The 23,378-nt window shown below is 66.6% G+C and carries 21 protein-coding genes and 1 riboswitch; of the genes, 7 read left to right on the top strand and 14 right to left on the bottom strand.

The genetic code is table 11. From position 1 onward, the window contains the following. From ACSFBE_RS17225 to ribD, 11 genes are all read right to left on the bottom strand, one after another. On the bottom strand, positions 1-873 hold the full coding sequence (locus ACSFBE_RS17225) for a cupin-like domain-containing protein (protein WP_435491624.1): 873 nt from the start codon (positions 871-873) through the stop codon (positions 1-3). A 47-nt stretch (positions 874-920) separates the two neighbouring features. Continuing rightward, the gene (gene tolA, locus ACSFBE_RS17220; protein ID WP_435491623.1) at positions 921-1,898 is read right to left on the bottom strand and encodes a cell envelope integrity protein TolA; all 978 of its coding nucleotides are present in this window, start codon (positions 1,896-1,898) and stop codon (positions 921-923) included. A 2-nt stretch (positions 1,899-1,900) separates the two neighbouring features. After that, positions 1,901-2,338, bottom strand: coding sequence for an ExbD/TolR family protein (locus ACSFBE_RS17215; protein ID WP_435491622.1), 438 nt, complete (start codon positions 2,336-2,338; stop codon positions 1,901-1,903). 24 nt (positions 2,339-2,362) lie between these two features. Further along, positions 2,363-3,079: a protein TolQ gene (gene tolQ, locus ACSFBE_RS17210; RefSeq protein WP_435491621.1), complete on the bottom strand. Its 717-nt coding sequence runs from the start codon at positions 3,077-3,079 to the stop codon at positions 2,363-2,365. Then, positions 3,076-3,513, bottom strand: coding sequence for a tol-pal system-associated acyl-CoA thioesterase (ybgC, locus tag ACSFBE_RS17205; RefSeq protein ID WP_435491620.1), 438 nt, complete (start codon positions 3,511-3,513; stop codon positions 3,076-3,078). Before ybgC ends, tolQ begins: the two co-directional genes overlap by 4 nt. Then, positions 3,510-4,694 (bottom strand): pyridoxal phosphate-dependent aminotransferase, encoded by a 1,185-nt coding sequence (locus ACSFBE_RS17200; RefSeq protein ID WP_435491619.1) that lies wholly within the window; start codon positions 4,692-4,694, stop codon positions 3,510-3,512. Before ACSFBE_RS17200 ends, ybgC begins: the two co-directional genes overlap by 4 nt. Further along, positions 4,691-5,230, bottom strand: coding sequence for a transcription antitermination factor NusB (gene nusB / locus ACSFBE_RS17195; RefSeq protein WP_435491618.1), 540 nt, complete (start codon positions 5,228-5,230; stop codon positions 4,691-4,693). Before nusB ends, ACSFBE_RS17200 begins: the two co-directional genes overlap by 4 nt. Then, the gene (gene ribH, locus ACSFBE_RS17190) at positions 5,227-5,691 is read right to left on the bottom strand and encodes a 6,7-dimethyl-8-ribityllumazine synthase (RefSeq protein WP_435491617.1); all 465 of its coding nucleotides are present in this window, start codon (positions 5,689-5,691) and stop codon (positions 5,227-5,229) included. The genes nusB and ribH overlap by 4 nt, the downstream gene beginning before the upstream one ends. A gap of 7 nt (positions 5,692-5,698) precedes the next feature. Then, positions 5,699-6,853, bottom strand: coding sequence for a bifunctional 3,4-dihydroxy-2-butanone-4-phosphate synthase/GTP cyclohydrolase II (gene ribBA / locus ACSFBE_RS17185; RefSeq protein WP_435491616.1), 1,155 nt, complete (start codon positions 6,851-6,853; stop codon positions 5,699-5,701). Then, the gene (locus ACSFBE_RS17180; protein WP_435491615.1) at positions 6,850-7,503 is read right to left on the bottom strand and encodes a riboflavin synthase; all 654 of its coding nucleotides are present in this window, start codon (positions 7,501-7,503) and stop codon (positions 6,850-6,852) included. The genes ribBA and ACSFBE_RS17180 overlap by 4 nt, the downstream gene beginning before the upstream one ends. 84 nt (positions 7,504-7,587) lie before the next feature. Then, the gene (ribD, locus tag ACSFBE_RS17175) at positions 7,588-8,718 is read right to left on the bottom strand and encodes a bifunctional diaminohydroxyphosphoribosylaminopyrimidine deaminase/5-amino-6-(5-phosphoribosylamino)uracil reductase RibD (protein ID WP_435491614.1); all 1,131 of its coding nucleotides are present in this window, start codon (positions 8,716-8,718) and stop codon (positions 7,588-7,590) included. Between the two features lie 209 nt (positions 8,719-8,927). Here ribD and pilV point away from each other — a divergent pair, with 209 nt between their 5' ends. From pilV to ACSFBE_RS17145, 6 genes are all read left to right on the top strand, one after another. Further along, positions 8,928-9,524 carry a type IV pilus modification protein PilV gene (pilV, locus tag ACSFBE_RS17170; RefSeq protein ID WP_435491613.1) on the top strand — a complete coding sequence of 199 codons (597 nt, stop codon included), beginning with the start codon at positions 8,928-8,930 and terminating at the stop codon, positions 9,522-9,524. Then, the gene (locus ACSFBE_RS17165; protein ID WP_435491612.1) at positions 9,499-10,482 is read left to right on the top strand and encodes a PilW family protein; all 984 of its coding nucleotides are present in this window, start codon (positions 9,499-9,501) and stop codon (positions 10,480-10,482) included. The genes pilV and ACSFBE_RS17165 overlap by 26 nt, the downstream gene beginning before the upstream one ends. Beyond that, positions 10,479-11,156 (top strand): pilus assembly PilX family protein, encoded by a 678-nt coding sequence (locus ACSFBE_RS17160; RefSeq protein WP_435491611.1) that lies wholly within the window; start codon positions 10,479-10,481, stop codon positions 11,154-11,156. Before ACSFBE_RS17165 ends, ACSFBE_RS17160 begins: the two co-directional genes overlap by 4 nt. 379 nt (positions 11,157-11,535) lie before the next feature. Continuing rightward, complete coding sequence (locus tag ACSFBE_RS17155; RefSeq protein WP_435491610.1) at positions 11,536-15,078, top strand: pilus assembly protein; 3,543 nt, start codon at positions 11,536-11,538, stop codon at positions 15,076-15,078. Continuing rightward, positions 15,075-15,512 carry a type IV pilin protein gene (locus tag ACSFBE_RS17150; protein ID WP_435491609.1) on the top strand — a complete coding sequence of 146 codons (438 nt, stop codon included), beginning with the start codon at positions 15,075-15,077 and terminating at the stop codon, positions 15,510-15,512. Before ACSFBE_RS17155 ends, ACSFBE_RS17150 begins: the two co-directional genes overlap by 4 nt. Continuing rightward, positions 15,509-16,054, top strand: coding sequence for a GspH/FimT family pseudopilin (locus tag ACSFBE_RS17145; RefSeq protein ID WP_435491735.1), 546 nt, complete (start codon positions 15,509-15,511; stop codon positions 16,052-16,054). Before ACSFBE_RS17150 ends, ACSFBE_RS17145 begins: the two co-directional genes overlap by 4 nt. Positions 16,055-16,072: 18 nt before the next feature. On the opposite strand, the gene nrdR is transcribed toward ACSFBE_RS17145, so the two are convergent. From nrdR to ACSFBE_RS17130, 3 genes are all read right to left on the bottom strand, one after another. Continuing rightward, entirely contained in the window at positions 16,073-16,516 is a 444-nt protein-coding gene (gene nrdR / locus ACSFBE_RS17140) for a transcriptional regulator NrdR (protein WP_435491608.1), read from the bottom strand. Positions 16,517-16,532: 16 nt separating this feature from the next. Beyond that, complete coding sequence (glyA, locus tag ACSFBE_RS17135) at positions 16,533-17,777, bottom strand: serine hydroxymethyltransferase (RefSeq protein ID WP_435491607.1); 1,245 nt, start codon at positions 17,775-17,777, stop codon at positions 16,533-16,535. Between the two features lie 42 nt (positions 17,778-17,819). Beyond that, positions 17,820-17,947, bottom strand: a riboswitch (ZMP/ZTP riboswitch). A gap of 43 nt (positions 17,948-17,990) precedes the next feature. Continuing rightward, positions 17,991-18,848, bottom strand: a complete 858-nt coding sequence (locus tag ACSFBE_RS17130) for a transglycosylase SLT domain-containing protein (protein ID WP_435491606.1) — start codon at positions 18,846-18,848, stop codon at positions 17,991-17,993. Positions 18,849-19,477: 629 nt separating this feature from the next. On the opposite strand from ACSFBE_RS17130, the gene ACSFBE_RS17125 reads away from it, so the two are divergent. Beyond that, positions 19,478-23,290 carry a DUF748 domain-containing protein gene (locus tag ACSFBE_RS17125; protein WP_435491605.1) on the top strand — a complete coding sequence of 1,271 codons (3,813 nt, stop codon included), beginning with the start codon at positions 19,478-19,480 and terminating at the stop codon, positions 23,288-23,290. Positions 23,291-23,378 lie beyond the last annotated feature (88 nt).

The raw sequence follows: 23,378 nt of genomic DNA, 5'->3' as shown, positions 1-23,378 counted from the left end.
TCAGCGAAGAATGCGTCGGACCCGCTGAACGGCCCGGAGCAAGTGCGACTTCGAGGTGTCGCGCCAGGCCTGGCGACCCACCGGCACGGGCACCATGCCCACCCGGTGCATCAGCGGTCGCACCCGATGATTGAAGAGCAGTGCCTGCCGCCACGCCAGGTTCTGCCGTGTGTTGAAGAAGATCGACAGCGAGATCGAGATGTCGTCGCTGCCGTTTCGCACATGGTGCCCTGCGGTGAAAGGCGTATGGATCGTCTCCCCGGGCTTGAACGAAAAGGTGGTCGAGGCCACATCGTGCTCTTCGCGCCAGGGCAGCTTGGTCTTGCCGTAGGCGACGTAGTCTTCCCGGTGTTCCGGGCTGACGATTCGTTCGTCCCACTGCGGGGATACCGTCACCTCCTTGGTGCCGCGGAACTGCATCAGAAAGCTGGCGTAGCGGTCGATATGGAAGGGCGTGACGCTGTTCGGGGAGGCGATGAACAGGTACAGGCGCGGATCGATGGCCTGATGGCCGCGGTTGTGCTTGCGGATGACATGGGAAATGTCGTCCACCAGCTCGGCATAGAGTTCCTTGAAGGAGGGATGCTTCTCGGGGCCGTTGACCATCACGTACGAATCCGACACCCGGATGTTCTCGATGATTTCCTCGATCGGGCGGTTGCGCTGCGGCATCTCGCCGCAGAGCTTGCCCTCGAAGTCATCCCCGTTCTTGAACAACCCTTCGGAGAAGAACACATCCTGCTTGCTCAGCGCGGGCAGGACGTTCGAGAGGTTGTGGAGGGTCAGCGCGGGGTGTCCCATCAGCTTGTGCTGAAACTTGAAAGCGTGCCGGTCAAGGCGGTTGAAGTCGGTGGCGTCGTCGAAACACTTCATGGGTCGCTCTTTCCAAACAAGCAATGGGTGGCCGGGTGCTGGGGAACTCAGCGTTTCGGTCGAAGCGTGACGATGAGGGAGCCAGGAACGGTGCCGTCGACGTCACGCGGCAGCTTTTCGGTCTTCTGCAGCGCGCGGAGCGCCGCTTCGTCCCACGCCGGCAGACCACTGGATTTCACCAACCTCGGCGTGCCGACAATCGTGCCGTCGGGCGCCATTTTCAGATCGAACTCGGCGCCGGGATTGCCGCTGACCAAATCTGCATCGGGAAATACGACATTTGGCCGCACAGCGGCCGCAACCTTGCCGCCATAGCCGCCCGACGGACCGGAAGATCGCAACGCGCTGCCCTTCGCGTCATCGGCGCCGGTGGCGCCCGCAAGGCCCTGCATGCGCTTGAGCGTGGCCGCGCGGTCAGCCGCGGCCTGCTTCGACTCGGCTTCCTTCTTCTTGGCCGCGTCGGCCTGCTGCTGCTTGGCTTCGGCTTCCTTATTGCGGCGGGCTTCGGCCTGGGCCTTCTCCTTGGCTTCCTGCCGATCCTCGGCTTCTTCCTCGGCGCGGCGCTTGGCCTCGAGTTCCTTCTTCTCCTGCGCAGCCTTGCGTGCCGCATCGAGCTTCTGTTGCTGTTGCTTCGCCTGCTCCAGTTCGCGCTCGCGTTCCTTCTGTTCCTTGAGCTTCTTCTCGCGCTCGAGCGCGATATCCGGCTGGCGCGGGGCCGGCGGCGGCTCGGGTGCGCGGACCTGAGGAGCCGGCGGTGGGGGCGGGGGGGGCGGCGGTGGGGCGGGCGTGGGTGCCGGCGCCGGTGTGGGCGTCGGCGGCTGCGACAGGCGCGGCGCAGCCTGCTGCACGGTGGTGGACCAGAGTTCCGCCTCGACGGCGTCGTTCTCGGCCTCGCGCTTCCAGTGCACGCCCCAGGTCAGGGCCGCGATCAGGGCAACGTGCGCCACCAGCGCCAGGGCCACGGCGCGCGGGGTGCCGCGTTGCGGCGGCGGCGCGAACTCGGGACGGTCGGCGGCGAGCGACATCCTTACTTCGCGCCCGTGGTCGTGACCGACAGGCCGACGCGTTCGACGCCGGCCCGCTTGAGCTCGTTCATCGCCTTGACGACCGTCTCGTACTTGACGGTCTTGTCGGCGCTGATGACCACCGGCCGCTGGGCGTCGCCGCCTTGCGCCGCGATCACGGCCTTGCCGATCTGCGTGAAGGGCACGTTGCTGCCGCCCGACCCGGTCGACGGGTCCTTCTTGACCTGGATCTCGTCGTCGGTTTTGATGACGATTTCGATCGGCTTGTCGGGTTGCTTGTTGGCGCGGTCGACGCTGGGCAGGTTGATCACGCTGGGCGTGATGAGCGGTGCGGTGACCATGAAGATGATCAACAGCACCAGCATCACGTCGATGAACGGGACCATGTTGATCTCGTTGATCGTTCGGCGGCCGCGGCCGCGGGAGGAAACGCCGGGCATGGGTTCGGTCCGTTCTGGGTTCGCTCAGCGGCCGGCGGCCGGGGATTGCGGCGCGACGCCTGGCCGGGTCGACAGGTTGCGCTGCAGGATGTTGGAGAACTCTTCGGTGAAAGTCTCCAGGGCGATGGCGATCTTGTCGATCTCGCGGGCGAAGCGGTTGTAGCTCACCACCGCCGGGATGGCGGAGAACAGGCCGATGGCCGTGGCCACCAGCGCTTCGGCGATGCCAGGCGCGACGGTGGCGAGCGTCACCTGCGCGAGCGCGGCCAGGCCGGTGAAGGCATGCATGATCCCCCAGACCGTGCCGAACAGGCCGACGTAGGGCGACACCGAGCCGACCGTCGCCAGGAAGGAGAGGTTCGATTCGGCCATGTCCATCTCGCGCTGGAAGCTGGCGCGCATGGCGCGGCGGGCGCCGTCGAGCAGGGTGGGCGCATCCGAAATCTGGCGCTCGCGAAGCTTCTGGTACTCGCGCATGCCGGACGCGAAGATGCGTTCCATCGGGCCGGCGAACTTGGCATTCTGGGCGGCCGACGAGAACAGTTCGTTCAGGCTGGTGCCCGACCAGAATTCGCGCTCGAAGTCGTCGTTGAGCGAGCGCATGCGCTTGAGCGCGAAGTACTTGCGGATGATGGCGGCCCAGCTTGCGATCGAGATGCCGACCAGCAGCGCCACGACCAGTTGCACGACGAAGCTGGCGTGCAGCAGAAGGTTGATGATCGAAAGGTCTTGGTTGTTCATGGCTTCAACGGTTGGGAGATGGAGCTGCATTCGCGCTCGAGGGTTCCCGCGACATCGGCAGGAATGCGCGAAGGCCGCAAGTTCGCGGCAGCGACCCAGCCGATGCGGATCGTGCCTTCGCACAGCAGCAGGGTCGGCTCGTCCTTGGAGAGCACGCGCTGCGCGATTGTGGCCGACGCGGCGCCGATCTGACGCAGATCGGCCGTAACAAGCAGTTCATCGTCGAGGCGGGCCGGCCGGTGGTACTTGAGCTGCGTCTCGCTCACCACGAACATGCCGCCGCTTCGTTCGCGCAGCGCCTGCTGGCCGATGCCCAGCGAGCGCAGCCATTCGGTGCGCGCGCGCTCCATGAACTTCAGGTAGTTGGCATAGAACACGATGCCGCCGGCATCGGTGTCCTCCCAGTAGACGCGGATCGGGAACTGGAAGCTCATCCGGCCAGCGTCTTGAACCGCGCAATCGCCTCTTCGAGGTGCGCCATCGAGCTGGCGGTCGAGAAGCGGACGAAGCGCGCGGTCTCGGCCGTGCCGAAGTCGCGACCCGGCGTGACCGCCACGTGCGCGCGCTTCATCACCTCGAAGGCGAAGTCCCAGCTGCCTTCGATGCCCAGCTTGCGGGCGAAGGCCGAGCAGTCGGCCCAGGCGTAGAAGGCGCCGTCGGGCACCACGGGCACGTTCAGCCCCAGGGCGTTCAGTTGCGGGATGAACCAGTCGCGCCGCGCCTTGAATTCGGCGCGGCGGCGTTCGTACTCCGCGATGCTCTCGGGCTCGAAGCAGGCGAGCGCCGCGTACTGCGCGACGGTGCTCGCGCAGATGAACAGGTTCTGCGCGAGCCGCTCGACCGCCGGCACCAGCGCGTCGGGCGCCACCAGCCAGCCGAGGCGCCAGCCGGTCATGTTGAAGTACTTGCTGAAGCTGTTGATGCTGATGACCTGGTCGTCGATGGCGAGCGCGGTCTGGCCGAACCGGTCGTCGTACGAGAGGCCGAGGTAGATCTCGTCGATCAGCGTGATGCCGCCGCGCTTGGACACCACCTGGTGGATGCGGCGCAGCTCGTCGGGCGCGATCGAGGTGCCGGTGGGGTTGGACGGCGACGCCAGCAGCACGCCGCGCGTCTTGTCGGTCCAGGCGGCCTCGACCTTGTCGGCGCTCAGCTGGAAACGCTCGGCGGCGGTGGTCGGCACCAGCACGGCGGTGCCTTCGGCCGCGGTCACGAAGTGGCGGTTGCAGGGGTAACTCGGGTCGGGCAGCAGGATCTCGTCGCCGGCCTCGATCAGCGCCAGGCAGGCCAGCTGCAGCGCGGCGGATGCGCCGGCGGTGATGACGATGCGTCGGGCCGGCACCTCGACGCCGAAGCGCTGGCGGTACCAGTCGCTGATGCGTTCGCGCAGCAGGTCGAGCCCCGTCGCCTGCGTGTATTGCGTGGCGCCGGCGCGCACCGCACGCACGGCGGCTTCCTGCACCAGCGGCGGGGCGGTGAAGTCCGGCTCGCCGATGTTCAGGAAGATCATCGGGCGGTCGGTGGCGGCGACCTCGCGCGCCAGCGCACTGGCCGCCTTGGCGACCTCCATCACATAGAAGGGTTCGATCTTTTCGGCGCGCGAAGAGATCCTCATGCGCGCGCCTTCCCCGACGCGCGATCCGCTTCGACCTCCAGGCTGCGCAGCTGCGGGGCCAGGCCGTTGAGCACGGCGTTGACGTACTTGTGGCCGTCGGTGCCGCCGAACTCCTTGGCGAGCTCGATGCATTCGTTGAGCACCACGCGCCATGGCACGTCGAGGCAGTGCTTGAACTCGTAGACGCCGATCCACATCACGGCATGTTCCACCGGCGAAATCTCGGCCAGCTTGCGGTCGAGCAGCGGCACGATCATCGCGTCGAGTTCGGCCTCTTCGCGGATCGAGCCGTGCAGCAACGCGTCGTAGTGCGCCGCATCGGCCTTGTGGAAGCCGGCGAGGTCGCGGGTGAAATGGTCGATGTCGGTTGCATCATTGCGGCCGACCAGGTGCTGGTAGAGCGCCTGCAGCGCGAATTCGCGCGAGCGGCTGCGGTTGGACTTGGCAGCGGCCTTGCGCGCACCGGTGGCGGTCAGGCCGGTGCGGCTTTGGCGCGGCTTGCCTGCGCCCGGTTCTTTGGGGATGTTTTCGGTCATTTCAGCGTGGCCAGCAGCCGGGCCATCTCGACGGCGACCCGGGCGGCATCGCGGCCCTTGTCGGTCTGGCGCGCGACGGCCTGCTCGAGGTTTTCGGTGGTGAGGATCGCATTGGCGATCGGCAGGTGGGTGTCGAGCGCGACGCGGCTGACGCTGGCGCCGGACTCGTTGGCCACCAGTTCGAAGTGGTAGGTTTCGCCGCGGATGATGCAGCCGAGCGCGACCAGCGCATGGTAGCCGCCGCGCCGCGCCAGGGCCTGCAACGCGACCGGCACTTCGAGTGCGCCGGGCACCTGCACATGGTCGACGTCGCCTTCCGCCACTCCCAGCGCCCTCAGTTCGGCCAGGCAAGCCGAGGTCAGCGCATCGGTGATATCGGCGTTGAAGCGCGCCTGCACGATGCCGATGCGCAGGCCGTTGCCGTCGAGCGGCGCTTCGGCGCCCTTGTTTGCATGAAGCATGGAAGTCTCAGTCCTTGTGGATGTAGCCGGTGATCTCGATGCCGTAGCCGGCGGCCATGCTGGGCATGCGGCGGGGCGTGCCCAGCAACTGCATCTTGTGCACGCCGCATTCGCGCAGGATCTGCGCGCCCACGCCATAGCTGCGCAGGTCCATGCGGCCGCGCTCGGGGGCCTGTGCCGGACGCGCCGTGCCGTCGAACTGGGCCAGCAGCTCTTCGCCGCTCTCGCCGCAGTTCAGCAACACGGCGACGCCCTTGTTCTGCGACGCGATGTACGCCAGGCTGCTGTCGAGGCTCCAGGAGTGGAGCGATCGGTTCGTTTCCAGGGCGTCGAGTACCGAGAGCGGCTCGTGCACCCGCACCGCCACCGCTTCGTCGGCGGCCCAGCTGCCGCGCACCAGCGCGAGATGCACGCCGTGGCTCGGTTTGTCCTGGAAGGCGTGGGCGGTGAAGCTGCCCCAGGCGGTCTGGATTTCGCGGCAGCCGACCTTCTGCACCAGCGATTCGGTGCGGCTGCGGTGTTCGATCAGCGCGGCGATGGTGCCGATCTTCAGGCCGTGTTCGGCCGCGAAGAGCTGCAGGTCCGGCAGTCGCGCCATCGTGCCGTCTTCGTTCATCACCTCGCAGATGACCGATGCTGGGGAGCAGCCGGCCATGGCCGCCAGGTCGCAGCCGGCTTCGGTGTGGCCGGCGCGCATCAGCACGCCGCCGTCGACGGCCTGCAACGGAAAGATGTGGCCGGGCTGCACCAGGTCGGCGGCCACGGCGTTCGGGGCGACGGCCGCCTGCACGGTGCGCGCCCGATCGGCCGCCGAAATGCCGGTCGTCACGCCTTCGGCGGCTTCGATGGACACGGTGAAGGCGGTCGAATGCTTGGCGCCGTTGCGCGCCACCATGGGCGGCAGATTGAGCCGCTCGCACATCTCGCGCGACAGCGTCAGGCAGATCAGGCCGCGGGCGTGGCGCGCCATGAAGTTGATCGATTCGGCCGTGATGTGGTCGGCCGCGATGACGATGTCGCCTTCGTTCTCGCGGTCTTCCTCGTCCACCAGGATGACCATGCGGCCGGCGGCGAGTTCGGCGACGATCTCGCTCACCGGCGAGACGGGCGCCGGGGCGCGGCCGTTGCGGGTGCCCGAAATGGGCGTGACCGAGGCGTTCATGGGGAGGGGTCTTTCTGTGCGGAGGGAAGGGTGCCGGCCTGGAGCATGCGCTCCACATAACGCGCGACGGTATCGATCTCGAGGTTCACCGGGCTCCCTTCTTTCAAGGTGCCGAGCGAGGTGTTCTGCACGGTGTGGGGAATCAGGTTGATGCTCATCTCGCTGCCTTCGGCGCCGTCGCTGACCGTGTTGACCGTCAGGCTCACACCGTTGATCGTGATGGAGCCCTTGTAGGCCAGGAAGCGCGCCAGCGCGTGCGGCGCCCGGATGCGCAGCTCCCAGCTCTCGCCGACGGGGGCAAAGCGGGTCACGCGGCCGATGCCGTCGACGTGTCCCGACACGATATGGCCGCCCAGCCGGTCGTGCGCACGCAGTGCCTTCTCGAGGTTGACGGACGCGCTTTCGTCGGCCAGCCCGGCCGTCTTGTCCAGCGATTCGGCCGAGATGTCGATGGTGAATTGCTGCTGCGCCGGGTCGAGCGAGGTGACCGTCATGCAGGCGCCGTTGAGGGCGATGCTGTCGCCGAGGCCGACGTCGTCGAGGTAACCGGGCGGCGCGGCGATGCTCAGCCGCTTGCCGTGCGAGGAAGAACTTCCGAGGTTGCGTACGGCGGCGATGCGCCCCACGCCGGTGATGATGCCGGTGAACATCGGCGCATTTTCGCAGAGAACGCGGAACCTCTCCCTCACGCACCGCCGCCGGCCCTCGGCGGCCGGTCGGCCGGCGGGAAATGGCTAGAACGAATCGCGCCCTTGCACCCGGGCGAGGATGCGCAGGTCGGGGCCGAAGCGATCGACCGAGCGGAAGTCCAGGGCCAGGGCGCCGGCCAGCGCGCTGAGGGGGCCGTCGGCGAAGGGTTGGCTCGCGATGCCGAAGCCGTCGCCGAGAAACTTGGGCGCCAGGTACACCAGCAACTCGTCGACCAGGCCCTCGCGCATCAGCGAACCGTTGAGCTTGTGGCCGGCCTCCACATGCAGTTCATTGACCTCGCGTGCCGCCAGATCGCGCAGCATGGCGGGCAGGTCGACCTTGCCGTCGGCATTGGCCCGCACCGTCACCGTCGCGCCGCGCGCTTCCAGCGCGGCGGCGGCGGTGTCGTCTCGGCGTGCGGCATAGATCCAGACCTGCCGTCCCGGGACGTCGAACAGCTTCGCCTTCGGTGGTGTCTGCAGCCGGCTGTCGATGATCACCAGATGCGGCTGGCGAGGCGTTTCGATGGCCCGCACATCGAGCCGCGGGTCGTCTTCCGTCAGTGTGCCGACGCCAGTCAGCACGGCGCTCGCGCGCGCTCGCCAGGCATGGCCGTCGGCGCGCGCGGCGTCAGCGGTGATCCACTGGCTGACGCCGTTGGGCAATGCCGTCCGGCCGTCGAGCGATGCGGCGGTCTTGAGCCGCACCCAGGGCGTCCGGCGGACCATGCGGCTGAAGAAGCCGATGTTCAGTTCGCGCGACTCGGCCGCACCGGGGCCGATGTCGACCTCGACCCCCGCTGCACGCAGGCGCGCGAAGCCCTGACCCGACACCAGCGGGTTCGGATCGGCGATCGATGCGACGACCCGGCGAATACCGGCCGCGACGAGCGCGTCGCAGCAGGGGCCGGTGCGGCCGTGGTGCGCGCAGGGCTCGAGCGTCACATAGGCGGTCGCCCCCGCGACCGAATGGCCGCGTGCGGCGGCATCGCGCAAGGCCATCACCTCGGCATGCGGGCCGCCGACCGGCTGGGTGTGGCCGGTGCCGACGACTTGGCCGTGGGCATCCGTCAGAACGCAGCCGACACGTGGATTGGGGTCGGACGACAGCAGGCCGCGCACCGCGAGTGCGTGCGCCTGCGCGATCAGGGGTGCGTCTTCAGGAAAAAGGGACATGGCAGGCAGGGATGCGGGGCGGCAGGAAGGCGGCAGCGCCGAACGCGCGCCGGTCCTTGCAAAAGTGCACGGGGTACGGCTCGAATCATACGAGCGGTAGGCGAAGGGGGGACGAGCGGCGCGCCATCGCCCGATGGCCTTCCTAGACTTCGCAAAACGGCTGCGCAGGGCCTCCGCCCGCGACAGATCGAAGTCAGGGGGAAAAAAATATGGCGTCACCAAAGCGCACCGAGGGGGGCTTTTCCCTCCTCGAGGTGCTGATCTCGATCATCGTGCTGAGCATCGGGCTGCTGGGCGCGGTGGGCATGCTGATGGCGGCGGTCCGCAGCACGAACGAGTCGGGTTCGTTCACCACGGCCGTCAATCTGGTCCGGGAGCTTTCCGAGAAGGCGCGGATCAACAAGAACGTTGCCGCGCGCAACAACTTCGAGAATGCCTACGTCGTTGCCGACTGGAAGAGCGGCGCAGCGCTGCCTGGCACCACCGACACCGCCTGCATCGGCACCGCCGCGACCTGCACGAAAAAGGACCTCGCCGCTTGGGACGTCCGCACTTGGCTGGAGCGGGTCGCCGCGGCGCTGCCCGACGCGCGCGTCGCCGTCTGCTTCGATGAGGAACCACCTGCCGAGGACGGCCACTACGCCTGGTCTTGCAGCAATTCCGGCCGCAACCTCGTCGTCAAGCTCGGCTGGACGCCGCGCATTCCCACGGAAGCCGAGAAGGACCTGGCGAAGCGTCCCCCTCGCGTGGTCATGCAACTCATCCCCGGACAGGCCTACGATGACTTCACGCCCGCGAGCTTCTGAGCGGCCTCGCGCGCATCAGCGCGGGGTGACGTTGGTCGAATTGATGGTGGCGATGACCATCGGCCTGGTCGTTGTTCTGGGCGCGAGCATCGCCTTTCTCGGAGGCAAGAAGCTCTTCAACACCGATGCCGATGTGCAGGCAGTTCAGGAGTCGCTGCGCTTCACACGCTATGTCGTGCAGAGCGTGGTGCGCCAGGCCGGCTACGCCGATTACGCGCCAGATCGGCTGAGCGATGGCGTCGCGGTGATCGCGAGCAACGCGACGCTGCTCGGGAATGGCGCGGGGGCTGACGACCTGAATGTCGTCGGTGCGACCAACGCGACGGTCAAGAGCAACGACAGCAGCATCGGCACCCACGACACCGACAAAGCAGCCGAGAACGACTCGCTGCTGGTCCGCTTCTTCGGGCGCAGCAAGGCCGACGAAGATGCCGAAGACGGCACGATCATCGACTGCCTGGGCAACGCCCAGAAAGGCCCGTCTGCGACACCGACGGCCGCCGACCGCGTCTGGAGCTTCTTCTACGTGTCGGAGGGTGACGACGGCGTGCCGGCGCTTTACTGCAAATATCGAACGGACAAGGGCAAGTTCACCGCTGAGCAGCTGGCCCGCGGGGTCGAGAAGTTCAAGATCGTCTACGGCTACGACGCCGATGGCGACAGCGTGCCGGAAGCCTGGATCGACGCCAAGGCCATCGAGGCCAAGGCTGGGGACAAGGCGACTGGGGCGCAGATCAACGCCGAATGGTGCAAGGTGGTCGCCGTGCGCGTGGGGATCGTCGTGCGCAGCGACCGTGAGAATGCCGACCTGAGGAAAGTCAACGGTCAGTCCTACACGCTGTACCCGCTTGGTCCGGAGTTCAAGGATGTGTCCTTCGAACCCCCGGACGATGGTCGCTTCCGATCCGTCGCGACATTCACGCTGATGCTGCGCAACGTGATGAAGGACCCGGCATGAGCAGGTTCACTGCGCCATCGTTACGACGTGGTCGTTCGGGCGGCTTCTCCCTGATCGTGGTGTTGCTGCTCCTCGTGGTGGTCACCGTGCTTGGCGTGGGCGCCGCGCAGTTGTCGCTCGTGAACGAGCGAAGCGCCCGCAACGACCGCGACAACGAAATCGCCTTGCAGGCCGCCGAGGCGGCGTTGATCGATGCGGAGCTCGACATCCTCGGCCCCAACACCAGCCTGGCTGCCCGTCTCTGCCTTTTCAACAACAAGGACGTTGCGCCTTTCGTCGAAGGATGCGGCAGCGGCGCGAACCTGGGCCTGTGCGCGCCGAGCGAACCGGGCACCACGCCTGCGTGGATGAAGGCCGATCTGTCGCCGAGCAGCAAGACGTCGGTCGCCTACGGCACCTTCACCAGTCAGACCTACGTCGTCGGCAAAGGCGCGACCCCGGCGGCCTTGCCCCGCTACATCGTGGAAGTGATGCGGAACAACGGCGGCTGGCAGGGCAACCGCCTGGAGAACGCCAGCGCGGGCAACGCGACCAACATCTTCCGCGTGACCGCCATCGGCTTCGGGGTCGATGCCGACACGCAGGTGGTGCTGCAGACGAATTTGTACAAGCCGGCCGTCAGTGCGGGTTGTCCTGGAGAGGGAGTGACAGATGTTCTCGATTCGACACGGTGACTTGAAGCGCGCGGCCGTTGCGTTGATGCTTGTCTTGGGTACCGCCGCGTTGCTGGCGGGCACAGCGTCCACGCCGACCGTGCCGCCCGACGCGCTGCTGGCCGACGAGCCGCTGTTCTCCACCACATCGCGCGTCAAGCCGAACATGGTGCTTGATCTGTCGGTGGAATTTCCGACGACGGGGGCCGCATACCGCGGCAACTTCGACATCACCAAGTCGTACATCGGCTATTGGGATCCGATGGGTTGCTACGACTACGCCGTGGCGGACGGTTACTTCAAGCGCGCGGCGAACGCCACGCTTTCGGGCAAGGCCATCGTCTGCGCCGACAAGTGGAGCGGCAACATGCTGAACTGGGCCGCGTCGTCGGCCATCGACATGCTGCGCTACGCCATGACCGGTGGTGACCGTGTGAAGGACACCCCGACCGAGACCGTTCTCCAGCGTGCCGTCTTGCAAGACAACTTCTACAACGCCGGCTACAACTTTCCGGCCCGGGTGCTGAATGGTGATCTGGACAAGCTGACGCCGCTTGCGGGAACCGTGGGTGCAAGCGGCAGCATTCGTATCGCGAGCTGTCGCAACCGCATGTTTATCGGTTCAACATCGGCCGGCAGTTGCAGCAATCCGGGCACCGACCAGGCCTATGGCCCGGATGGCCCCAGCGCGTACGTCGCGCAGGTGGAAGTGTGCTCCGCGGCGGAAGGGCCGCTGCGCAGCGACCTGTGTGCGAAGCAGCCCAGCGGCCACTACAAACCGGTCGGCACCATTCAGACCTACTCCGAGAAGATGCGCTTCGCCGCCTTCGGCTACCTGATGGACAACACGAATGCACGCTACGGCGGCGTGCTGCGTGCGCCGATGAAGTTCGCCGGGCCGACGGCGGAGAACGCGCGGTTCGAGAAGATCGCCAACGAAGCCGCGGAGTGGGACGCGACCACAGGTGTGTTCTTCGCCAACCCATTGGCCAGTACGGAGCGCTCGAGCGGCGTCGTGAACTACCTGAACCAATTCGGGCGCACGGGGGCCGTTCCCGGAACCTACAAGACTTACGACCCCATCGGGGAGCTGTACTACGAGTCGCTGCGCTATCTTCAGGGCCAGGCCCCCAGTCCGCAGGCCACGGCCGGCATGAGCGATGCCATGAAGGATGGCTTCCCGGTCTACAACAACACAGCGAAATGGGGCGACGGCGCGCTCAGCAACTGGGACCCTGTCACGGCAAGCTGCCAGCGGAACTATGTCGTGGCCATCGGTGACCTGAACACCCATCACGAGCATTCGCTACCCGGCCTTTCCAACGACGGGCTGGACGGGTGGCCTTCCGGCTCCCGGGCCGCGGACCTCTCCCAGATGGAACCGGACACGGCGTTCTGGGCCAGCATCGTCGGCGCCTTCGAGAACGCCGAGGCACGGCCTTATGCGGTGCCCTCCGGCAAGACGGGCCTCACGACGCGTGGCAACGAAGCCGGCCCGCGCGCCTACGCGTACAACAACGGCACGCAGATCACATGGGGGAACATGGCGAGCCTGAACACCGGTGCCGATCAAGGCTCGCTGGCCTGGGCGGGTCTGGCGTACTGGGCGAACACGCAGAAGATCCGCAACGACTATCCCGACGTGCGGGTGAAGACCTTCACCATCGATGTCGACGAGGGCGGCGACGGAACGATCCGCCAGGGCAAGCGCGGCAGTGCCTACTACCTGGCGGCCAAGTACGGCGGGTTCGACGACAAGAACAAGGATGCCAACCCTTTCGTCACCGCACCGTCGGAAGGCGGTGTCGAAGCGGTCTCCAATGCCGAATGGCAATCGGGCGTCGACGATGACGGCCTACCGAAGCCAGCCAACTATTTTCTCGCCAGCAAGCCCGACGAGATGATCGCGGCCATCCGACAGATCTTTGCCAAGGCCGGCGCGGCGAGCGGCACCATCGCGGGTGGTGCGCTGTCCAGCACGCGGGTCACGGCCAGCGGCACGAGCATCTACATCCCGCAGTTGGACAGCACGCGCTGGTCCGGTTCGCTGCTGGCGTATCCGTTGACCTACGACACCAAGGCGGGCGCGGTGACCAAAGCCGACAAGCCCAGTTGGAGCGCGGGCAGCCTGCTGACCACGACCAACGAGCCGGAGAAGCGAAGAATCTTCACATGGCTCAGCACCAAGACCGGCGCGGTGTTCGACTGGAAGACGCTGGCCAGCGACAAGACCTGGGCAGATGCACTGAACGCAGAGCCCTTTTCGCAGACGAACGCGAAAGACGATCTGGGCGAGAAGCGCGTGGGCTACCTTCGCGGTGATCGAAGCCTGGAAGCGGACAAGGCAGGCGGCATCTTCCGGAAGCGCGATTCGATCATGGGTGACGTGGTCAATTCGACGCCCCTGCTGGTCGGTGCACCGAGCACCACGGTGCAGGGCACGGGCTACGACGCCTTCGTGACGGCCAACAAAGGTCGTCGGCAGGCGGTGTACGTCGGCGCCAATGACGGCATGCTGCACGCCTTCGCCGCGGACACGGGCGCGGAACTCTTCGCCTATGTGCCGGGCTCGCTGCGCGCCAAGCTCGGGAGCTACACCTCGGCGGGCTATGTGCATCGGCCGTATGTCGATGGCAGTGCGGCAGCGGGCGAAGTCCAGTTGCCCAGCGGACGTTGGCGCACGGCGCTGGTGTCGGGTCTGGGCGGCGGCGCGCGGGGTGTCTTCGCGCTCGACGTGACGAACCCGGCGGCGTTCGACGCCAGCAATGCTCTGTGGGAGTTCACCGGGGACGATGACGCCGACATGGGCTACGTGACGCAGGCACCCCGTCTTCTGAAGCTGCGCACCGTGGCGGCCAAGGACGGCAAGCCGGCCGTCCATCGCTGGTTCGCCGTGGTGCCTTCAGGTTTCAACAACGGCAACAAGGAGAAGGCCGCTGCGCTCTTCCTGCTCTCGCTGGACAAGGCGGCCGAAGAGCCCTGGCAGCGCGGCGTCAACTACCACAAGATCGTGCTGCCGAATCCGGCCGACAAGGCGATGGTCAACGCGCTCGGCCCGGTGGGCGACTATGCGGCTTCGGACAATTCGACGCGCCTGCTCTACGCCGGCGACACCCAAGGCAATCTGTGGAAGTTCGACTTCTCCAAGGACGCACCCTGGAGCGAAAACGACAAGACACTTGCTCTGGAGGGCACGCCGCTCATGGTGGCCCAGGATGCCGGCGGTCAGCGCCAGCCCATCACTATCACCCCGGAGGTGGGCGCCGGGCCGAACGGCGGCGCCATCGTTCTCTTCGGCACGGGCAAGTTCGTCGAAGTCAGCGACCTGTCGACGCGACGGGTCCAGACCCTTTACGGCGTCTACGACAACGCATCGGCGATCCCTGCGGATCAAACGCGGGCTCAGTTCCAGTCCCGTACGGTGAAGGCCAACGAGAAGGGGCAATTCAGCATCACCGGAGACGCTTTCGTCCACGGCGCCTATAACGGCAAGACCTCGCAACGCCGCGGCTGGTACTTCGATCTTCCGGAATCGACCGACCACGGGGAGCGGCAAGTCTCGCGGATGGTGTTGAGCGATGGCTACCTCATCTTCAACACGCTCATCCCGAACCCGAACGCCTGTGGTGTGGGCGGCGGCGGGCACAGCTGCGCTGTCAACGCGATGACGGGTCTGTCGTCAGGTAGCACCTGCATCCCGTCCACCGTCGGGCTCCTCGGTTCGCCGCTGGTCGTGCAGGAGGGGGATGGCGCGTACACGTCCACTGATTCCTTTGGACGCCGGCAGGAGACGAAGAAGGTCGCCGTCATCAACCTGGGGACGGGAATGGGCGACGGTCCCGGGGTGACCATCACGCGTCCCATCGAAGGCGGCAAGGTCTCGCAGATCGCTGGCCGCTTGAACTGGCGGCAGGTCCTCAACTACAAGGACATCAAGCCATGAAGCGGCCCGTTTCCTTCGGTTGCCGCGTTTCGATGCGCGGCTTCACACTGATCGAGTTGATGATCGTGGTCGCGGTGCTCGCGATCCTTGCGGCCATCGCCTATCCGTCGTACATGGACTCCGTGCGCAAAGGCTGGCGTGCCGAAGCGCGCGCGGCGCTGATGCAGGAGATGCAGCAGCAGGAGCGCTTCTACACGCAGGTGAGCAGTTACCGAACACCCGTCTTCAAGGCCGACTCGGGGGACACGCCAGGCGATGGAAAGTACACGCTGGAGGCAAGCGGCTGCGATGGCGCCACCGATGTCCGGCGCTGTGTGACGCTGACGGCCCGGTTGAAGGACGGCTTTACCGATCCGCGGGTGGGGGAGATCTCGATCAACAGCCGAGGCGAGAAGAGTTGCAGTGGCGACGATCAGGAGAGGTGCTGGAAATGAAGCGGCGGGCACTCCTTGCGGCTGGCACGCAAGGCTTCACACTCATCGAGCTGATGGTCGTCGTCACGTTGGTGGCCGTGTTGAGCGCAATCGCCGTTCCCAGTTTTCGGGATCTTCTGCTGAACCAGCGGCTGGCGGCCAGCACCAGCGAGTTCGTTGCGGCACTGAGCGTGGCACGCACCGAAGCGCTCAAGCGTTCGCAGACCGTCACGCTGACGCCCAAAAAGACCAGCGATTGGAACAGCGGCTGGGAGGTCAAGAGCACGGTCGAGGGCGTCGCCACCACCTTGCGGGCCTTCGATGCGTTACCTGGTGGCGTGACCGTGGATGCGGGATTGGGCAATGCCTTGGACGGCAAGCTCAGCTACGGCGCCAACGGCTTCTCGAGGAAGGGTGGTGCGTATCAGATGGGCTGCGTGGCTTTCAAGGCAGAAACCGGGCGCCGCAGCGCCGTGGTGGTGTCGGCCTCGGGTCGGCCCAAAGTCTGCGATCCCGACAAGAAAGGCGACTGCGGCTCCGGACAATGCAACGCCGGGGGTTGATGGCCCGGTGTTGCCCGCTCAAATATCCCGCAGCAACTGCCTGAACTCGTCCACATCCTCGAAGCTGCGATACACCGAGGCAAAGCGCACGTAGGCGACCTTGTCCAGTTTCTTCAGTTCACGCATGACGAGTTCGCCGACCTTGGTCGATTCGATCTCGCGCAGGCCACTGGACAGTAGCTTCTGCTCGATGCGAAAAAGGGCGCCGTCGATCTGCTCGATGCTGACCGGCCGCTTGCGCAGGGCCAGCATCATCGAGGCGCGCACCTTGGTCGAGTCGAAGTCGGCACGGCTGCCGTCCTTCTTCACGACGACCGGAAAGTTGACGTCCGGTCGTTCGTAGGTGGTGAAACGCTTTTCGCAGGCACCGCACTGGCGGCGGCGGCGGACGAAGTCGCCGTCTTCCGAGACGCGGGTCTCGACGACCTGCGTTTCGGCGTGACCGCAGAAAGGGCACTTCATGCGGTCGGTCTTGCGATCAACGGTAAACGGGGAAGCGGCTGGTCAGCGCGTGCACCTTGGCACGCACGGCCTCGATGTTCGCCGTGTCGCGCGGATTGTCGAGCACGTCGGCCACCAAGTTGGCGGTGGCGCGCGCTTCCTCGTCCTTGAAGCCGCGGGTCGTCATGGCCGGGCTGCCGATGCGCACGCCACTCGTGACCATCGGCTTTTCCGGGTCGTTAGGGATCGCATTTTTGTTGATGGTCATGTGGGCGCTGCCCAGCACGGCCTCGGCTTCCTTGCCGGTGATGCCCTTGGAGCGCAGGTCGACCAGCATGACGTGGCTTTCGGTGCGGCCGCTCACGATGCGCAGGCCGCGCGAGGTCAGCGTCTCGGCAACGATCTGCGCATTCTTCACGACCTGCTGCTGGTAGGCCTTGAATTCCGGCGCCATCGCTTCCTTGAAGGCCACGGCCTTGGCGGCGATCACGTGCATCAGCGGGCCGCCTTGCAGGCCGGGGAAGATCGCGCTGTTGATGGCCTTCTCATACTGCGACTTCATCAGGATGATGCCGCCGCGCGGGCCGCGCAGGCTTTTGTGGGTGGTGGACGTCACCACGTCGGCGTGCGGCACCGGGTTCGGGTACACGCCCGCTGCCACGAGGCCGGCGTAGTGGGCGATGTCGACCATGAAGATCGCGCCGACGTCCTTCGCCACCTTGGCGAAGCGTTCGAAGTCGATGCGCAGCGAATAGGCCGAGGCGCCTGCGATGATCAACTTGGGCATCGATTCGTGCGCCTTGCGCTCCATCGCGTCGTAGTCGATGGCTTCGTCGGCGTCCAGGCCGTAGCTCACCACATTGAACCACTTGCCGCTCATGTTCAGCGGCATGCCGTGCGTCAGGTGACCGCCCTCGGCCAGGCTCATGCCCATGATGGTGTCACCGGGCTTCAGGAAGGCGAGCATCACGGCTTCGTTGGCCGAGGCGCCGCAATGCGGCTGCACGTTGGCGGCGTCGGCACCGAAGATCTGCTTGACGCGGTCGATCGCCAGCTGCTCGGCGATGTCGACGAATTCGCAACCACCGTAGTAGCGCTTGCCGGGGTAGCCCTCGGCGTACTTGTTGGTGAGCTGCGAGCCTTGCGCCTGCATCACGGCGGGCGAGGCGTAGTTCTCGCTCGCGATCAACTCGATGTGGTGTTCCTGGCGGGCATTCTCGGCCTGGATGGCAGCCCAGATTTCGGGGTCGGTCTGTTCGACCAGGATGTCGCGGTGGTACATGGCAGTCCTTTGAAGACGGTGGTCCTTGTTCTTCGATCAAACAAGGGCTGCCCAGGCGAACGGCTGATCGCCCGGTGGTTGCCGGGCGGTACGCTTCCCAGTGGTAAGTCCACGTCAGCGCCTGCAGCCCGAGGAGGGCGCGGCGCCTATCGCCAGTCGCGTACCCGGCGAGTGTAGCCGAGCACCCGCGGCATCCGCCGGGTCGCGGAAAGATCAGGAGTCGGCGAGCAGAGCCACCTTTTCCGGCGGGGCGGCCGGGGGCTTCTCGGCGACGGGGGGTGCGGCGACCGGCACCGCGGCAGGCGCACTCTGCGGCGCCTGTGCGCGCAGCGCCGGCGGATTGACCGGCAGCGCCTTGCCACCGGCCACCTGCAGCAGCCGGCTGTGTTCGGCCAGCACCTTGACGGCGTAGCCGCCGTCGTCAACCAGGTTCGCGGCACCGACGTAATAGCGAAGGCCGGCCTCGATCGATCCGGCGCGGGCGATGCACTCCTGCAGCACCTTGACGCCCACGCGCATGTTCGTCACCGGGTCGAAGGCCGTCAGCGAGCCGCCGGCGCTTTCGTACTTGTCGACGTGCACGCGGGTCATGACCTGCATCAACCCCTGCGCGCCGACCTGGCTTTGGGCAAAGGGGTTGAAACTCGACTCCACCGCCATGATGGCGAGGATCAGCGTCGGGTCGAGCTTGGTGCGCTTGCCCAATTCGTATGCTTCGGCGACCAGCACGCTCAGCGGCTCGGGCGCGACGCGGTACTTCTTGCTCAGCCAATACGCCACCGCGGCCTGTTGCTTGGGCAGATCAAGCGGGCTCGCGGCGGTGGTGCGATCGATGGCAGTGGGCTCCAGCGCGGTGGCTTCCGGCGCAGGCTTGCGCGACTCGAGCCAACTCGCCAGTTGCGCTTCGCCTGTGGCACGCAGGTCCGGCCGTGCCACGAGGGCCAGCACGGCAAAGACCGTGGCCAAGCCCAGCAGGGCGAAGCCGTTGTGCGTGATTTCGAAAAAGCCGTCGACCACATCGGAACCGAATGTCCGTAGCCCGCGGGCTGTGGCCTCCAACGTCTTGTTCATCGCTCTTCCTTTCTGTGCGGCGTCTGAAGCTCACGCCGGAGGGCGAGGGTCGGACGACAGCGCTTGGATTGGTACGTACCAGGTCAGCGCGAGAAGGAGGGCGCTGACAACATGGTGAGGCCGAAAGTATTCGGCGGCGGATCGGGACGGCCCGGGTGAGAGGGTTTGTGAGACCGGGCGAGGCGGATTCTAGGAGCGCCTAAATACCCAGTCAAGCATAAGAATGTCTTTTAATATGCTAAGAATCACGGAAGCGCCATTTGGGTTGGTGTCGCGTCTTGACCCTTGCAATTGACCCTCTGTCTTGCACAGTTGGCAGGGAAAGCCTAATCTGACACCGTCCGATTTCCATCGGACGTTTCGTCGACGTCAGCGGTCCTGGAGCGATTCCGCGGATTCATGACGACGACCCATCGGCGGCAATCTCTTGCTGCCAGCGCGGGCGGAACGAACTACTTCCGTTCGAGCAACAGATGGCATGGGCCTCGTGCCCGCCATCAGGCCCGGCGGTGCGACCTCAGGTCGAACCGCCGGGCTTTTTCGTTGTGCACCGGGGCAAACTTCTCGGCGCTGCTGCTTCACTGCGCCGGGCCGACTTTGGCCCCTGCCATTTGCGGCACACTCGGCCGATGAATGTCGCATCGTTGAAGCAGAACAAGTGGTGGCGACGTGCCGGCGTCGCGTTGATCGTGGTGCTGGCGCTGTGGGCGCTGGCATGGCTCGCGGTGCCGCCTATTGCGAAGAGTCAGCTGCAGAAGATCGCGACCGAAAAGCTGGGCCGCCAGGTCACCGTCGGCGGCATCGATTTCAAGCCGTGGTCGCTCGAGCTGGCAGTGACCGACCTGCAGATCGCGTCGGCCGATGGCGGCCAGCCGCAGCTGGCCATTCGCCGCCTCTACGCCGATGCCGAGTTGCAGTCGCTGCTGCGCTTCGCACCGGTCATCGACGCGGTGAGCGTCGAAGGCCCGGCCGTCCGTCTGACCCACCTGGCCGACGGCAAGTACGACATCGACGACATCCTGGCCAAGCTCGCGAGCCCGCCTGACGTGCCCAAGTCCGACCCCGCGCGCTTCGCGATCTACAACATCAGCGTGACCGATGGGACGGTGGATTTCGACGACCGGACCGTTGGCCGCAAGCATGTGCTGCGCGACCTGGTGCTCAAGGTGCCGTTCCTCAGCAACCTGGATTCGAAACGCGAGGTCACGACGGAGCCGAAGCTGGCCTTCACGCTCAACGGCAGCGCCTTCGATTCGGCCGCCTTCACCACGCCGTTCGCCGACAACCGCAAGACCGACGCCCAACTGCGCTTCAAGGGGCTGGATCTGTCCCCTTACCTGGCGTACGTGCCCGCCGGCTTGCCGGTCCAGGTGAAGGCCGGCCTGCTCGACGCTGATCTGAAGATCGATTTCGAGCGGGCCGCGACGGCCGGCCTCAAGATCACCGGCACCGTCGAAGCGCACCAGACCAAGGTGGCCGATGCCAAGGGCCGCGACTTGCTCGGCTTCGATTCGCTCAAGGTCACGCTGGCCGATGTCCGGCCGCTGGACGGGGTGGTGCACCTGGGCGAGGTCGTCCTGGCGGCGCCGCAGTTGGTCATCGCACGCGATGCGGGCGGCGCGTTGAATCTCCTGGCCACCGATCCCGCCACGGGGGCCACGCAGAAGGTCGCCGCGCCGAAGGCTGCGGCGAGTTCGGCCGCGACGCCAGCGGTGGAAAAGAAGCCGCTGCAGGTGCAGGTCGACAAGCTCGTGCTGAACGGCGGGCGCATCGGCTGGCGTGACGAGACCACGCGCCCGGCCGCCGTGGTGGAGGTCACGCAACTTGCCATCGAGGCCAACGGCGTGGCCTGGCCGATGACCAAGCCGGCCCGTTTCAGCGGTTCGACGCTGGTGGGCGGTGCCGGCCTCAAGTTCCAGGGCGAGGCGACCGACAAGGTGGCCAGCGTGCAGGCCGAGGTCGACGCCTTGCCACTGTCGCTGGCGGCGCCGTATCTGGCGCAAAGTCTCGAGCCGACGCTGGACGGCAAGCTGAGCGGCCAGATCGACGTCGCCTGGAATGCCCCCGCTCTGAAGTTCAAGGCGCGCCGACTGTCGGCCGACGGTCTTGCGCTCACCCGCGAGAAGACGGCGCTGGCCAGCGTCGGCCGGTTCGAACTGGTCGATGCCGAGGCCGACATGAGCCAGCACACGCTGGCCATCGCTTCCTTCACCGCCATCGCCCCGAAGGTCCGCATCGAGCGCGACAGCGAGAAGCGCTGGATGTTCGAGCGCTGGCTCAAGGCGCCTGCGAGCGCCGCCGGCGAGCCTTCGGCCAAGGTCGCGGCGCCCAAGTCCGCGGACGCGGCACCGGCGCCCGGTGCCAACACCAAGCCATGGCGCCTGAGCATCGGCACGCTGGCGGTGGATGGCGGCAGCGTTTCCTATGCAGACAAGGCCAGCGGCACGCCGGTCGCTGTCGAAATCACCGCCCTGAAGCTCACTGCGCAGAAGATCACGCCCGACACGGCGACTGTTTCGCCAGTCCAGCTCTCCGGCCGCATCGCGGCGGGGCGCGCCGAGCCGGGCCGCTTCGATTACCAGGGGCAGGTGGTGCTCAAGCCCTTGTCGGCCGAGGGCCGGCTCGACGTGGCGGCCTTCCCGGCGCACGCTTTCAAGGCGTACTACGGCGATGCGCTCAACATCGACATCCGCCGCGCTTTCGCGAGCTATCGCGGCACCGTCCGTTACGAGACGCTGCCCGCGGGCATGAGCCTGAAGCTGGCCGGCGACACGGCGGTGGAGGACTTCCGGGCCAACAGCGCCTCGCTGACCCAGTCGCAGTCGCCGGGCCTGGAGCGCGCCAACAACCAGCTGCTGAGCTGGAAGGCGCTCAGCCTGCGTGGCGTGCAGGTCGCCATGGCCCCGCGGGCCCCCCTGTCGGTGGATGTGCGTGAAACCACCCTGACGGATTTCTTCGCCCGCGTGATCGTCGAGCCGACCGGCCGGCTCAATCTGCAGAACCTCACCAAGAAATCACAGGCCGAGGCCGGCGCGAGCGAGGCCACCGCGAAGGACGCGGAGACCCGCCGCAAGCTCGGTGGCGGCACGACGACCACAGCGACCGCGGGCACGGCCGCCGGCGGCCCGTCGCCGGCGGCCGAGGCGATGGTCGGCGGTGCGCCACCGTCGCCGTCGCCGTCGCCGTCGCCGTCATTGCCAGCGCCGGCCGCCTCGGCGCCCGTCGCCGCCGCCGATGCCGCCGGTGGGCCGGCGCCGGTCATTCATTTCGGTCCGATGAGCCTGGTCAACGGCAAGATCGACTTCACCGACCTGTTCGTCAAGCCGAACTACTCGGCCGACCTGAGCGCCCTGACCGGCAAGCTCAGTGCCTTCGCGTCCGACAAGCCCGAAATGGCGGACCTCGAACTGCGGGGCAAGGCGCAGCAGACGGCGGCGTTGGACATCTCCGGCAAGATCAACCCACTCGCCAAGCCGCTCGAACTCGACATCACCGCGAAGATGCGCGACCTCGACCTGGCGCCGCTCACGCCGTACGCGGTGCGCTACGCCGGCCATGGTATCGAGCGCGGCAAGTTGAGCATGGACGTCAACTACAAAATCTCCGCCGAAGGTCGACTGGCCGCGACCAACAAGCTGGTGCTCAACCAGCTGCAGTTCGGCGAGGCGGTGCAGGGCGCCCCCAATAGCCTGCCGGTGAAGCTCGCGGTGGCACTGCTGGCCGACCGCAACGGGGTGATCGATATCGACCTGCCGATCAGCGGCTCGCTCAACGACCCGCAGTTCAGCATCGGTTCGCTGATCTTCAGGGCCATCGGCACCCTCATCGTGAAGGCCGTCACCTCGCCGTTCAGCCTGCTCGCTGGCGGGTTCGGCGGCGGCGGCCCTGGCGAGGCGAGTGCGGTTGCCTTCGAGCCGGGCAGCGCCGCACTCTCGCCGGACGCCAAGGAGAACCTCGACAAGGTCGCCAAGGTGCTGGCCGAGCGGCCGGCGCTGCAACTCACCGTGGTCGGCACCGCCGGCCTGGAGCAGGAGCGCGAGGCGGCCAAGCGCCAGCGCCTGCGCCAATTGCTGCTGTCCGAGAAGCGCCGAACGGCCGCGCGCGCCGGGCAGAACGCCGCCGAGGTCACGACGGTCACCGACGCCGAATACCCGGAACTCCTCACGGCCGTCTACAAACGGGCCGACATTCCCAAGCCACGCAACCTGATCGGTCTGGCCAAAGACTTGCCGCAGAAGGAGATGGAAGACCTGTTGCTGGCCACGCTCACCGTCAACGAGGAATCGATCCGCCAGCTGGCCGTGGAGCGTGGTGCGGTGGTGCGCGACTACCTGCTGACCAAGCAGTTGCCGAGCGAACGGCTCTTCCTTGGCGCCGTCCGCACCAACCCGTCCGGCAACGATTGGAAACCTGGTGCCGAACTGAATCTGGCGACCCGTTGAGCCGAACAGGCGCAGGTCGGTGAAAATGGCGGGGTGCGCCGGCTTTTCGCCGGCGCCTTCGCTTTCTCCTCTTTCTCCGACAACGACC

This window comes from Variovorax sucrosi (genome assembly GCF_051216635.1).
Classification (GTDB): domain Bacteria; phylum Pseudomonadota; class Gammaproteobacteria; order Burkholderiales; family Burkholderiaceae_C; genus Variovorax.
The sequence above is the reverse complement of the archived record's forward strand: the minus strand, read 5'-3'. Positions and strand labels throughout refer to the sequence as shown.

What these genes read in the sequence shown, in the direction of transcription:
- ACSFBE_RS17225 (WP_435491624.1), bottom strand. Translation starts at nt 873, where the DNA reads ATGAAGTGTTTCGACGACGCCACCGACTTCAACCGCCTTGACCGGCAC.
- tolA (WP_435491623.1), bottom strand. Translation starts at nt 1,898, where the DNA reads ATGTCGCTCGCCGCCGACCGTCCCGAGTTCGCGCCGCCGCCGCAACGC.
- ACSFBE_RS17215 (WP_435491622.1), bottom strand. Translation starts at nt 2,338, where the DNA reads ATGCCCGGCGTTTCCTCCCGCGGCCGCGGCCGCCGAACGATCAACGAG.
- tolQ (WP_435491621.1), bottom strand. Translation starts at nt 3,079, where the DNA reads ATGAACAACCAAGACCTTTCGATCATCAACCTTCTGCTGCACGCCAGC.
- ybgC (WP_435491620.1), bottom strand. Translation starts at nt 3,513, where the DNA reads ATGAGCTTCCAGTTCCCGATCCGCGTCTACTGGGAGGACACCGATGCC.
- ACSFBE_RS17200 (WP_435491619.1), bottom strand. Translation starts at nt 4,694, where the DNA reads ATGAGGATCTCTTCGCGCGCCGAAAAGATCGAACCCTTCTATGTGATG.
- nusB (WP_435491618.1), bottom strand. Translation starts at nt 5,230, where the DNA reads ATGACCGAAAACATCCCCAAAGAACCGGGCGCAGGCAAGCCGCGCCAA.
- ribH (WP_435491617.1), bottom strand. Translation starts at nt 5,691, where the DNA reads ATGCTTCATGCAAACAAGGGCGCCGAAGCGCCGCTCGACGGCAACGGC.
- ribBA (WP_435491616.1), bottom strand. Translation starts at nt 6,853, where the DNA reads ATGAACGCCTCGGTCACGCCCATTTCGGGCACCCGCAACGGCCGCGCC.
- ACSFBE_RS17180 (WP_435491615.1), bottom strand. Translation starts at nt 7,503, where the DNA reads ATGTTCACCGGCATCATCACCGGCGTGGGGCGCATCGCCGCCGTACGC.
- ribD (WP_435491614.1), bottom strand. Translation starts at nt 8,718, where the DNA reads ATGTCCCTTTTTCCTGAAGACGCACCCCTGATCGCGCAGGCGCACGCA.
- pilV (WP_435491613.1), top strand. Translation starts at nt 8,928, where the DNA reads ATGGCGTCACCAAAGCGCACCGAGGGGGGCTTTTCCCTCCTCGAGGTG.
- ACSFBE_RS17165 (WP_435491612.1), top strand. Translation starts at nt 9,499, where the DNA reads ATGACTTCACGCCCGCGAGCTTCTGAGCGGCCTCGCGCGCATCAGCGC.
- ACSFBE_RS17160 (WP_435491611.1), top strand. Translation starts at nt 10,479, where the DNA reads ATGAGCAGGTTCACTGCGCCATCGTTACGACGTGGTCGTTCGGGCGGC.
- ACSFBE_RS17155 (WP_435491610.1), top strand. Translation starts at nt 11,536, where the DNA reads ATGCTGCGCTACGCCATGACCGGTGGTGACCGTGTGAAGGACACCCCG.
- ACSFBE_RS17150 (WP_435491609.1), top strand. Translation starts at nt 15,075, where the DNA reads ATGAAGCGGCCCGTTTCCTTCGGTTGCCGCGTTTCGATGCGCGGCTTC.
- ACSFBE_RS17145 (WP_435491735.1), top strand. Translation starts at nt 15,509, where the DNA reads ATGAAGCGGCGGGCACTCCTTGCGGCTGGCACGCAAGGCTTCACACTC.
- nrdR (WP_435491608.1), bottom strand. Translation starts at nt 16,516, where the DNA reads ATGAAGTGCCCTTTCTGCGGTCACGCCGAAACGCAGGTCGTCGAGACC.
- glyA (WP_435491607.1), bottom strand. Translation starts at nt 17,777, where the DNA reads ATGTACCACCGCGACATCCTGGTCGAACAGACCGACCCCGAAATCTGG.
- ACSFBE_RS17130 (WP_435491606.1), bottom strand. Translation starts at nt 18,848, where the DNA reads ATGAACAAGACGTTGGAGGCCACAGCCCGCGGGCTACGGACATTCGGT.
- ACSFBE_RS17125 (WP_435491605.1), top strand. Translation starts at nt 19,478, where the DNA reads ATGAATGTCGCATCGTTGAAGCAGAACAAGTGGTGGCGACGTGCCGGC.